Here is an 11453-nt window from a genome sequence, read left to right on the forward strand (position 1 = left end):
CGGCCTGGACCGCTTCTGGGCCTCGCTGGGCGAGGCGTGGACGCGTGGTGTGAGCGTGGACTGGGAGGCGGTGTACGAGGGGACGGGCGCGGAGCGCGTCGAGCTGCCCACGTACGCCTTCCAGCACGAGCGCTACTGGATCGAGGTCCCGCTCTCGGTGGGCGATGTCGCCTCCGCCGGGCTTGGCGCCGCCGGGCATCCGCTGCTGGGCGCCGCCGTCGAACTGCCCGACTCCGATGGCTTCCTGCTCACCGGGCGGCTCTCCCTCCAGACCCACCCCTGGCTCGCCGACCACGCCGTGTCCGGCACCGCGCTGCTGCCGGGGACGGCCTTCGTGGAACTGGCGATCCGCGCCGGTGACCAGGTCGGCTGCGATCTGCTGGAGGAGCTGACCCTCGAGGCGCCGCTGATCCTGCCGGGCCGGGGCGGGATCCAGCTCCGGCTGACCGTCGGCGCGCCCGACGCGAGCGGCCGCCGGACGCTGGAGGTCTACTCCCGCCCGGAGCCGGACGCGGACCGGGGCGACGCCTCGGACCAGCCCTGGATCCGTCACGCCAGCGGTGTCCTGGCCTCCGGTGACGCCACGGACGGCGGCGCCGACCTGTCCGTATGGCCGCCCGCCGAGGCCGTCGCCGTCGACGTGGACGACCTCTACGAGCGGTTCGCGGCGGGCGGCATCGGCTACGGCCCGGCGTTCCAGGGGCTGGGCGCCGCCTGGCGGCGCGGCGAGGAGGTCTTCGCCGAGCTGCGCCTGGAGCAGCGGCAGCACGCCGACGCCGCGCTGTTCGGACTGCATCCTGCGCTGCTGGACGCCGCGCTGCACGGGGTCGCGCTCGGCGACTTCCTGGGCGCCGAGGCCGACGGGATCCGGCTGCCGTTCTCCTGGACCGGGGTCACGCTCCACGCGGCGGGCGCCACGGCGCTGCGCGTACGGATCGCCCCGGCCGGGCCGGACACGGTGACCCTGGACGTCGCGGACGAGAACGGTGGCGCGGTCGCGTCGGTGGACTCCCTCGTGCTGCGTCGTATCGCCCCGGAGCAACTGCGCGCGGCCCAGGTGACGTACCACGACTCGCTGTTCCGGCTGGAGTGGGCGCCGGTGCCGACGCCCTCGGCGGCCCCCGGGACCCTCCGCTGGGCCCTGGTCGGCCAGGGCACGGCGAACAGCGCCGGCCAGGACGCCGTGAACAGCGCCGGCCAGGACGCCGCGCACGGCACGGACGCCTTCGGGCTCGTCGCCGTGCTGGATTCCGCCGGTGCCGAATGCGCCGTCTTCGCCGACCTGGCCGAACTCGCGGCCGTGGTGGCTTCGGGCAGCCCCCGGCCGGACGTCGTCCTCCTCCCGCACACCGGCCCCGCCGGGGGCGGCGATGTGGCGGAGGGCGCCCGGCTGGCCACCCATGCCGCGCTGGACAGCGCGCTGTCGTGGCTCGCGGAGGAGGGCCTCGCCGGGGCGCGGCTGGCGTTCGTCACCCGGCGCGCGGTCGCCACGTCCCCGGACGCCGCGGTGCACGACCTGCCGCGGTCGGCCGTATGGGGTCTGATCCGCACCGCCCAGACCGAGAACCCGGACCGTTTCCTGCTGCTCGACCTGGACGGTGACGAGACCTCGGCAGACCTGCTCACGGCGGCCGTGGCAGGCGGGGAGCCGCAGCTCGCCGTCCGCGCGGGCGCCCTCCACGCGCCCCGGCTGGCCCGGGTCGCCACCCAGGAACAGAACGAGGGCCAGGCGCCGGAAGGGCTCCCGGAGTTCGACCCGGACGGTACGGTCCTGATCACCGGCGCCACCGGTGTCCTCGGCGGACAGCTCGCCCGCCATCTGGTGACCGAGCGCGGTGTGCGGCATCTGCTGCTCAACAGCCGCCGCGGGCAGCGCGCCCCGGGGATGCCCGGGCTGGTCGACGAACTGACCGCGCTGGGCGCCCGGGTGAGCGTCGCGGCCTGCGATGTGGCCGACCGCGAGGCGCTGTCGATGCTGCTGGCCGAGGTGGATCCGGAGCATCCGCTCACCGCCGTCGTGCACACCGCGGGTGTGCTGGACGACGGGCTGCTGCCCACGCTCACCCCGGACCGGATCGACACGGTCTTCCGGCCGAAGGTGGCCGCGGCGCACAACCTGCACGAGCTGACCCGCGATCTGGACCTCTCCGCCTTCGTGCTGTTCTCGTCCGCCGCCGGCACCTTCGGCGCGCCGGGCCAGGCCAACTACGCGGCGGCCAACGCCTTCCTGGACGCCCTGGCCGCGCATCGCCGCTCCGCCGGACTGCCCGCGCTCTCGCTGGCCTGGGGCCTGTGGGAGCAGCGCAGCGCGATGACCGGCGGCATGGCGGACGCGGACGTGGCCCGTATGGAGCGCTCCGGGATGGCGCCGCTGTCCTCGCGGGACGGTCTGGAGCTGTTCGACACGGCGTGCACGGTCGGCGGTGAGGCGGTGCTCGTACCGCTGCACCTGGACATCGCGCCGCTGCGCGAGCAGGCCGCCGAGGGTGGACTGCCCGCCGTGTTCCGCGGGCTGGTCCGGGCTCCGGCCCGGCGGCGCACCGTCGCCGCCGGGGCGGCCGACACGGGCGGCCCCTCGCTGGCGCGGCGGCTGGCCGGGCTGGCCGAGGCGGAGCGCGAAAAGGCCGTGCTGGACCTGGTCCGCGGCCAGGCCGCCGCGGTCCTCGGCTTCCCGGACGCGGAGGCGGTGGGGGCCACGCGCGGCTTCCTGGAGCAGGGCTTCGACTCGCTGACCGCCGTCGAGCTGCGCAACCGGCTGAACGCCGCGAGCGGGCTGCGGCTGGCCCCGACGCTGCTGTTCGACCACCCGACGCCCGAGCTGGTCGCCCGGCAGTTGCTCGCGCAGTTGGCCGGTTCGGTGGCCGCCGAGGGCGGTGCGGTCTCGGACGCGCCACGCGCGGAGGCGGCGGGCGCGGAGCCGTCGGCCGTGTTCGGCGCGATGATGCGGGAGGCCGGACAGCTTGGCAAGCAGGAGGAGTTCACCCGGCTGCTGATGGACGTCTCGCGGTTCCGGCCCTCGTTCGCGAGCGCCACCGAGCTGGACAAGGCGCCCGCGCTGGTGCGGCTGTCGCGCGGTGCGACCGGGCCCGCGCTGGTGTGCTTCTCCTCGATCCTGTCGATCGGCGGCCCGCACCAGTACGCGCGGTTCGCCGCCGGGTTCCGCGGCCACCGGGACGTCTGGGCGCTGGGCAACCCCGGCTTCGTCGCCGGGGAACGGCTCCCGGCCAATCCGGAGGCCGTGATCGAGGCGCAGGCCGAGGCAGTGCTGCGGGAGACCGACGGGGCGCCGTTCGTGCTGCTGGGCCACTCCTCGGGCGGGCTGCTCGCCCATGAGGTGGCCGCGCGGCTGGAGAGCACCGGGGTCTTCCCGGACGCGGTCGTCCTGCTCGACATCTACTCGCACGACCGGGACGCGGCCGTGGCCCTCCAGCCCGGGCTGAGCGCCGGGATGGACGAGCGGAGCGCCGGCCAGGTGCCGGTGGACGACACCCGGCTGCTGGCCATGGGCGCCTACTTCCGGCTGTTCGGCCAGTGGCGGCCCAAGGAGGTCAAGACGCCGACGCTGCTGGTCCGGGCGGGGGAGCGGCTCTTCGACTGGTCCCGCGACGGCGACTGGCGGTCGTACTGGCAGCTCCCGCACACCGCGCTCGACGTGCCGGGGAACCACTTCACCATGATGGAGGAGCACGCCGGGACGACGGCACGGGCCGTGGCCGACTGGCTGGCGGACTGACGGGCGCGGGCCCGCACCCCCACACGGGCCCGGCCCTTTGCGTTGTGCGCGGTGTGGGATCAGCGCTTACGAGCGGGCCGCGAGCGCTTGCCCGGACCCACCGTGACCACCTCGAAGCTGGACTTGGTGCGGTCCAGCCGGTGGAAGAGGTTGTCCGGCCCGGTGATGTACATCTTCGACACCCCGGCGCCCTTCAGCGTGTCCACCACCTTCGGCCAGTGGATCGGCAGGTCGAAGGTGTCCAGCAGCATCGTGCGCAGCGCGTCGGCCGAGGTCACGATGGTGCCGTCCTGGTCGGTGACCACGGGCAGCTTCGGGTCGAGGATGTCGTACTTCGGCAGGATCTCCTCGGCGGCCCGGCGCCGCAGCTCCGCGAACGCGGGTGCGTGCACCGCCGGGACCATGGTGTACATGGAGTAGCCGCCGGCCTGGCTGATCGCCTTCTTGAACCCCTCCAGCTCCTTCTCGCGCAGCGAGACCATGAAGAAGCCGTCGTCGAGATAGCCGGAGTAGTCGTACCACTCACCGCGCTCGCCGAGCTCGGTGAGAATCTCCGTCAGCTTCTCCTGCGGAGTGCGGACGAAGGTGTGGGTGACCGCGTCCTGGTGCTCCTCGGCGAAGTACGCGTGCTCACAGCGGGCCAGCTCCGCGGTGAGCCGCACCACCTCGGGGAACGGCAGCGAACTGACGTACGCCGCAGCCGCCTTCTGCCCGAAGCTGGGGCCCACGCACAGGTCCGGGACCAGTCCGTGCTCCTGCTCCGCGCGGTCCGCCGAGGCCATCGAGTTCACCAGGAAGGCGATCTGGGTGGCCTCGGAGTAGTCGTCCTCGGAGTCGCGGAGCCGGTCGAAGACCGAGTAGCCCAGCGCCTCGTCGGCCTCGGCGAGCCGCTTGCGGGCGAACGGGTCGAGCGTCAGGAACCTGCCCACCTCGGAGAAGCCGGAGGGCCCCATACCGGGGAACACGATGGCTGTCTTCGTCTGCTCGGATGCCGTCATGGTGTGGTGCCTTACTCTCGATCCTGCCGTCGCTCAGTCCTGCGCCCTGCGGTTGAAGCCCCGGATGCCGATGGTCCCGAAGATCAGGATGGCCGCTGCGATGGCGGAGAAGCAGATCCACAGCGGAATCGACTCCGGCACCTTGGGCCCGGGTTCCAGCAGCAGTCCGCGCATCGCCTCGGTGACGTAGGTCAGCGGGTTGAAGGAGCACAGGATCTGGAACCAGCGGACACCCTCCAGGCTCCGCCACGGGAACTGCGTGGCCCCGGTGAACATGATCGGGGTGAGCGTCATGGCGAAGACGATGGAGATATGACGCGCGGGCGCCAGGGTGCCCAGGGTGAGGCCGACGCAGCCGCCGACCAGTCCGCCGAGGCTCAGGATGCCCAGCGTCACCGGCATCTTCTCCAGTGGCCAGGAGACGTCGTCCAGCAGCGCCAGACCGATCGGGATCATGACCAGGGAGCCGATCAGACCGCGCATCGCGCCGAAGATCGCCTTCTCCACCGCCACCAGGGAGACCGGAATGGGTGCGAGCAATCGGTCCTCGATCTCCTTGGTCCAGGAGAAGTCGATGGCCAGCGGCAGCGCGGTGTTCTGGAGCGCGACCAGGAAGCTGTTGAGCGCCACCACACCGGGCAGCAGCACCTGCTGGAAGCCGGGCTGGGTGAAGCCGATCTCGCCGAGCACCTTGCCGAAGACGAACAGCATGAAGAACGGTTCCACGATGACCTGGCCCAGGAAGGGGCCCATCTCGCGGCCGGTGACGAAGATGTCGCGCCACAGGATGAAGAAGAACGTCCGCCACCGATTGGCGCGGCGCCGGTGGCGCCCGCTGCGGCGCTTGGCGTCGGGCAGTTCGAGTTCGAGTTCGGGCTGCGGCTCGGGCTCGGGCTCCACGAGCGGCGAACGGGCGTCCGCCGCCGCGATGATGGCGTTCAGCGCGGCCTTGGCGTCCTGTGCGGCCTGGGAGGCCGACGGGGCCGGGATGGGCTTGATGACGAGCGTCAGGGTGTCCCCGATGTCGCCGCCGCCGTGCGGGACGCCCATGCCCCTGGCCTCGTGGTGCCGGTGCTCCTGCGGCCGGCTCTGCTGCTGCCGGGGGTCGGGCTGCCGGACATCCGGCGTCTTGCCCTCGTGCTTGACCGGCGCGTTCGGGGTGGCCTTCTGCATCTCGGCGCCCGGACGCGGGGCCGACGGCTTGGACCGGACGAGCACGGTCCGGGTGTCCTCGAAGCCGTCGTCCTCGGGGGACTTCGGCTCCGCGGCCCGCGGATCGGTGGTGCCGTTCCCGTCCGGCCTGGCAGCGGGGGTCCTGGGGTCGGCGGGCCGGTGCTCACCGCCCCTGGCGGCGCCGCCCTGGTGCGCGGGTGCCCCGGCGCCGGCCGCGGGCTTCTCCTCCGCGGCCTTGCCACCCGTGGTCCCGTCCGTCGATGACGTGGGTCGAGAGGAGGAGCTCATCGCATCTCCTTCCCCGTCAGGTCGACAAAGACGTCTTCCAGGCTCGCCTTGCTCACATTCAGGTCCTTGATTTCGCAGCCGGTGTCGGTCAGGGCCTTGATGACCGTGGGCAGAAGTACGGAGGACGACGCGTTGCTGTAGACCTTCATCCGGAAGGTGCCGTCGTCGACCGCCCCGGCCCCGCCCATGGCTGCGGCCATCTCGGCCTCGGCGCTGAGCACCTCGACCCGCTCGGCGACCCCGAGGCCCTGCACCATGTGGACCACGCCGTTCATCCCGCTGTGCGGCGGGCGCACCGTGACGGTCAGCGCGGTGTTGCTCATCCGGCTGGTCAGTGCCTCGGGGGTGTCCAGGGCGAGCAGCTTGCCGTGGTCGACGATGCCGATCCGGTCACACAGCTTGGAGGCTTCCTCCATGTCGTGGGTGGTGATCACCACCGTGACGCCACGGGTCTTCAGTTCGGCGACCCGGTCGCGTACGAAGATCTGTGACTGCGGGTCGAGGCCGGTGGCCGGCTCGTCCAGGAACAGCACTCGGGGGCGGTGCATCAGCGCCCGCGCGATCATCACGCGCTGTGCCTGACCACCGGAGACCTGGTCCGCCCGGGCCTTGGCATGGTCGGAGAGGCCGACCCAGTCCAGGCTCTCGTCCGCCAGGCGGTTGCGCTCCGAGCGGGGGAGACCATGGTAGCCGGCGTGGAAGGTCAGGTTCTGACGGATCGTCAGTGACCGGTCCAGGTTGTTGCGCTGCGGCACGATGGCGAAGGACTGCCGGGCCACCGCCGGCCTGCGCACCACATCGACGCCCTGCACGAAGGCACGCCCGCCGGTGGGGGCGACACGGGTGGTCAGGATGCCGATGGTGGTGGTCTTACCCGCCCCGTTGGGCCCGAGGAAGCCGAAGACTTCACCGTGCCTGACGGTGAAGCTGAGATTGTCGACAGCCGGGGTGGGCCGGCCGGGATACTTCTTGATCAAGCCGTCGACAACGACGGCGAAGTCAATAGGGCGTGTTGTGTTCATCGCTGTCGTCGCACCGATTTAATTGGCTTGAGGAGAACATTACTTTCCTCTTGTCTAACACGACGGCTTGACTCCTGACCCCTAACTGCCTGCAGATTAGGGGGTGGTGGCACGGGTGAGGGGGCCTTAGGGGGCGCCTGCTGTGTCCCGCTGTGTCCCGGGCCGCGCCGCGATGGCGTGGTACCCGCATATCGCGCGTACCTCGAATAGCGGTTACTAGGGGTTGTGGCCCCGGAGAAGGGCTCATAGCCTCACGGAGTCAGCATCTCGGACGAGCGTGGTCGACGCGCCCCACCATCGCACTCGTACCCGGCCCCTCAGTGCAATCGCGGGGATGTACTCCTTGAGCCAGATCAAGCCCGATGATGTGGGCCTTATTCGGATATTGCAAACGGAAACTCCGAGTAGTTTCCGGCTGATCTGTTTCCCGGAATCCGCCCACTCCACCGCGTACTACCTCTCGCTGTCCGAGCTTCTGCTGCCCACCGTCGAGGTGTTGGCGATCCAGTACCCCCTGTACGTGGGCGTCGACGACGACGAGCGGCTGACCGATTCGGCCGGCCTCGCGGACCGGATCTTCGGTGCGCTGGGGGAGTGGATGGACCGCCCGCTCGCGTTCTTCGGCCACCGGGCCGGCGCCGACCTCGCCTACCGCGTCGCCGAGCGACTGGAACGGGAGACTGGGACGGCGCTGCTGACCCTGTTCGTATCCGGCCGCACCGCGCACTGGGGCATGTCCCTGGGGCCCCCGGAGCTCGGCTGCCGGATCGTCGCCCTCGCCGGTGAGGGCGACCCCAAGACCCCGCTGCGCGGCGTACGGGCCTGGCGGCGGCGTACGAGCGGACGATTCGACCTCGAGGTGTTTCCCGGCGCCCGTTACTACCTCGACTCGAGCCGGAGAGAGGTCGTCAACCTGGTGCACGACCAGTTGCTCTCGCATGTCCCCGTCGATGCCGAGTGGGAGACCGGCTTCGAAGACCAGGGAGCCTAGGGGGGACCCGCCCAGGGCTGCCCGTACTCCTGAGCGAACTCCTAAGCGAAAAGGAAAAGAGTACGTTCGATGACCGCGAAGATCTACGCGCTCGACTCGGTGCAGACCCTGGCCGACTTCGAGCTGGACGCGCTGCGCGTCGCCGATGTGATCCGCGAGCACGGGGTGACCCACGGCGACCGCGTCATCTTCAAGGCGGGCAACTCCGCCGCCTATGTGAGTGTGCTGTTCGCGCTCATGCACGTGGGAGCCTCCATCGTGCTGATCGACCAGCAGGAGCACCCGGACGAGACCCGGCGGATCGCCCAGCGCACCGGCGCCGCGATCGCCTTCGTGGACGACGACGCCCCGATCCACGCCGACATCCGTACGGTGAACCTCTACGAACTGATCGCCCCGGCCGCCGGGCGCCCACTCACCACTCGGGAGCTGTCCTTCGACGCCTGGGCCGACCGTCGCGACGGCCTGATCATGTGGACCTCCGGTTCCACCGGCGAGCCCAAGGGCGCCGTCAAGTCCGGCCGTAAGTTCCTCACCAACCTGGAGCGCAACGCCGCCCAGGTCGGGCACCGGCCGGACGACGTACTGCTGCCGCTGCTGCCCTTCGCCCACCAGTACGGGCTGTCCATGGTGCTCATCGCCTGGCTCACCCGCTGCTCGCTGGTGATCGCCCCGTACAAGCGCCTGGACCGGGCCGTGCAGATGGCCGGACGGACCGGCGCCACGGTGATCGACGCCACTCCGTCGAGCTACCGCACCATGCTCAACCTGGTCGGCCGGAAGCCGTCGCTGCGGACGCAGTTGGAAGGCGTCCGGATGTTCTGCTCGGGCGCCGCGCCGCTCGACGGCGCGCTCTCCGAGCGCTATGTGGCCGAGTTCGGCCTGCCGCTGCTGGACAGCTACGGCAGCACCGAGCTGGGCAACATAGCCTTCGCCACCCTGGAGAACCCGGTCTCCTGCGGCCGGGCCATGGAGGGCATCAAGCTGCGCGTCATCGACGAGGACGGCCACCCGGCCGCCCCCGGCGAGGCCGGCGAGATCGAGGTCGACACCCCGGACGCGCTCGAGGGCCATCTCGCCGAGGACGGCACCATCGACGCCGTGCCCACCGGCTGGCAGACCACCGGCGACCTCGGCTACCTCGACGCCGACGACAACCTCTTCGTCCTGGGGCGGAAGTTCGCGGTGCACCGCTCCGGCTACACGCTCCACCCCGAGCTGATCGAGCGGAAGGCCGCCCTCGCCGAGATCTCCACCCGGATCGTGCCGCTCCCCGACGAGCGCCGGGCCGGCGACACCCAGCTCGTCTTCTTCGTGGAGGACGACGAACTGCGGGACGCCAAGCACTGGCGGGAGCGGCTGTGCCAGGTGCTCCCGCTCTACGAACAGCCCAACCGGGTCGAGGTGCTGGAGAGCTTCCCGCTCAACCGCAACGGCAAGCCGGACAAGCGCCGGCTCGAGCAGATCGCCCAGGGCTGAGACATGACAGGGGGAGCCGACGGCGCGCGTCGGCTCCCCCTGTGTGCTGTATGTGTACGGCCGTTGTGTGCTGTATGGGTGCGGCCGTGGCCGTCAGTCGTACGGAAGCTCCAGCGGCGCGAAGGTGTCGAAGAGATCACCGGGGCCCGGATTGTCCGGATGCGTGGTGCCGCCGAGGTGGCGGAGGACTCCCCACACCGCGTTCAGCGCCGTGGTCACCGCTCCCTCGGCGAACCCGGCCGTCCAGGAGACGTCGTCCCCGCACAGGAAGAAGCCCTGCTGCGCCGGATCCATCCCGTCCTGCATGAACTGGGTGAACAGCCGCCGCTGATAGCGGTAGTGGCCGGGCAGATTGTTCTTGAAGGCCCCCATGAAACGGGGCTCGGTCTCCCAGGTGACGGTGAGCGGCCCCGCGATGATGTGCGACCGGATGTCCACGTCCGGATAGATCGCGGCCAGCTTGGAGAGCAGCGTCTCCAGCCGCTCCTCGGCCGAGAGCGTGGCGACCTTCAGCGAGTCGTCGTTCCAGGTGTACGACAGGCACATGACCCCGGGCCGGTCGGGCCCGTCGTCGAACAGATAGACCCCGCGCGGCATCCGGTCGGTGAGCGTCATGCTCATCGCGTCGTGGCCGGTCGCCGGATCGGCGTCCCGCCAGAACGGCCGGTCGACCAGGACGAACAGCTTGGACGCGCCCATGTAGTGGGTGCGCTCCACCGCCGTCCACAGCGGAGTGGACAGCAGCGACGGATCGCAGTCGACCCGGTTCAGCAGCGTCCATAGATGCGGGCTGTAGATCACCGCGGGGAACTCGCGCTCCTCGCCGCTCTCGTCCGTCACCCGGACGCCGTCGGCGGTCCGCCGCAGCCGGGTGACCGCGGGGCGGGGCCGGCCGCCGTGCAGCGAGGCCAGCGAGGTGCCCTGCGGCCAGTGGGCGAGCGTCTCGGGCTGGTGCTCCCACAGCCCGTTCGGCACCTGGGAGGAGCCGCCGACTATGCCCACCTGGTTGTCGTCGGCCTCGGTGACCACGACGCGCAGGATCTCCAGCACCGAGTTGGGGAAGTCGGTGTCCCAGCCGCCGGTGCCGAAGCCCACCTGGCCGAAGATCTCCCGGTGACGGAACGACTGGAAGGTGGAAGAGGTGGCGAGGAAGCCGTAGAAGGACTGGTCGTCGAACTCCTTGACCAGCGAGTTCCATATGGTCTTCAGCGTGGTGACGTCCCGCTGCTGGATGGCGTCCCGCAGCGTGGCCAGGTCGGCGCGCTCCTGGAGCGCCTTGTCCCACGCGTCGGCGACCTCCTGGTAGACCCCCGGAAGCTCGCCTGCGGTGCGCACCCGGTCCTGGCCGCCGTTCAGGTCGATCAGCGTGCTCGCGGTGGCCGGCGCCAAAGGATTAGGGAAAGGACGAGTGGACAGGCCCAGCAGATCGATGTAATGGAACAGCGATCGCGCGGAGACGGGAAAGCGCATGGCGCCCATCTCCGCCTTGTATTCCGGATTCCCGGGGAAGGGGGTGGACCGCATCCGGCCGCCCAGTTGCTCCGCTTCATAAAGAACTGGGGAAAGCCCTAGTCGTAGAAGCTCATAGGCCGCGGTCAGTCCGGACATTCCGCCGCCGATGACGGCGACTTCGGTCCCGTGCATCGCAGCAGGCAGGGCGCCCAAACCTGCGGCGTGGGACAGCCACCTGTCATAGGAAAAGGGGAAATCCGGCACGAGCATGGTCGTGGCGGACGCGGTAGCGCACGTCATGGCATCAACCTCTTGGG

Annotated in this window: 7 protein-coding genes; 3 read left to right on the top strand and 4 right to left on the bottom strand. The window is 70.8% G+C overall.

All coding sequences use genetic code 11. The annotated features are described in order from the left end of the window. Nucleotides 1-3733, top strand: a 3733-nt coding sequence (locus J5X86_RS08455) for a type I polyketide synthase (RefSeq protein ID WP_208516162.1), incomplete at its 5' end; no start/stop codon positions are given. Nucleotides 3734-3792: 59 nt separating this feature from the next. On the opposite strand, the gene J5X86_RS08460 is transcribed toward J5X86_RS08455, so the two are convergent. From J5X86_RS08460 to J5X86_RS08470, 3 genes are read right to left on the bottom strand one after another with little or no spacing between them, the layout of a single operon-like run. Continuing rightward, nucleotides 3793-4731, bottom strand: a complete 939-nt coding sequence (locus J5X86_RS08460) for an ACP S-malonyltransferase (protein WP_208516163.1) — start codon at nucleotides 4729-4731, stop codon at nucleotides 3793-3795. Nucleotides 4732-4764: 33 nt separating this feature from the next. Continuing rightward, nucleotides 4765-6192: an ABC transporter permease gene (locus tag J5X86_RS50500; RefSeq protein ID WP_243979912.1), complete on the bottom strand. Its 1428-nt coding sequence runs from the start codon at nucleotides 6190-6192 to the stop codon at nucleotides 4765-4767. Then, nucleotides 6189-7214, bottom strand: a complete 1026-nt coding sequence (locus J5X86_RS08470; protein ID WP_208516164.1) for an ABC transporter ATP-binding protein — start codon at nucleotides 7212-7214, stop codon at nucleotides 6189-6191. The genes J5X86_RS50500 and J5X86_RS08470 overlap by 4 nt, the downstream gene beginning before the upstream one ends. A gap of 385 nt (nucleotides 7215-7599) precedes the next feature. On the opposite strand from J5X86_RS08470, the gene J5X86_RS08475 reads away from it, so the two are divergent. Continuing rightward, on the top strand, nucleotides 7600-8205 hold the full coding sequence (locus tag J5X86_RS08475; RefSeq protein WP_243979915.1) for a thioesterase II family protein: 606 nt from the start codon (nucleotides 7600-7602) through the stop codon (nucleotides 8203-8205). Between the two features lie 69 nt (nucleotides 8206-8274). After that, nucleotides 8275-9684, top strand: a complete 1410-nt coding sequence (locus J5X86_RS08480) for a class I adenylate-forming enzyme family protein (RefSeq protein WP_208516165.1) — start codon at nucleotides 8275-8277, stop codon at nucleotides 9682-9684. A 93-nt stretch (nucleotides 9685-9777) separates the two neighbouring features. On the opposite strand, the gene J5X86_RS08485 is transcribed toward J5X86_RS08480, so the two are convergent. Further along, nucleotides 9778-11436: an NAD(P)/FAD-dependent oxidoreductase gene (locus J5X86_RS08485; protein ID WP_208516166.1), complete on the bottom strand. Its 1659-nt coding sequence runs from the start codon at nucleotides 11434-11436 to the stop codon at nucleotides 9778-9780. Nucleotides 11437-11453: the final 17 nt, after the last annotated feature.

It is taken from the genome of Streptomyces sp. NEAU-YJ-81, assembly GCF_017592595.1.
GTDB lineage: Bacteria > Actinomycetota > Actinomycetes > Streptomycetales > Streptomycetaceae > Streptomyces > Streptomyces hygroscopicus_B.

What these genes read in the sequence shown, in the direction of transcription:
- J5X86_RS08480 (WP_208516165.1), top strand. Translation starts at nt 8,275, where the DNA reads ATGACCGCGAAGATCTACGCGCTCGACTCGGTGCAGACCCTGGCCGAC.
- J5X86_RS08470 (WP_208516164.1), bottom strand. Translation starts at nt 7,214, where the DNA reads ATGAACACAACACGCCCTATTGACTTCGCCGTCGTTGTCGACGGCTTG.
- J5X86_RS50500 (WP_243979912.1), bottom strand. Translation starts at nt 6,192, where the DNA reads ATGAGCTCCTCCTCTCGACCCACGTCATCGACGGACGGGACCACGGGT.
- J5X86_RS08485 (WP_208516166.1), bottom strand. Translation starts at nt 11,436, where the DNA reads ATGACGTGCGCTACCGCGTCCGCCACGACCATGCTCGTGCCGGATTTC.
- J5X86_RS08460 (WP_208516163.1), bottom strand. Translation starts at nt 4,731, where the DNA reads ATGACGGCATCCGAGCAGACGAAGACAGCCATCGTGTTCCCCGGTATG.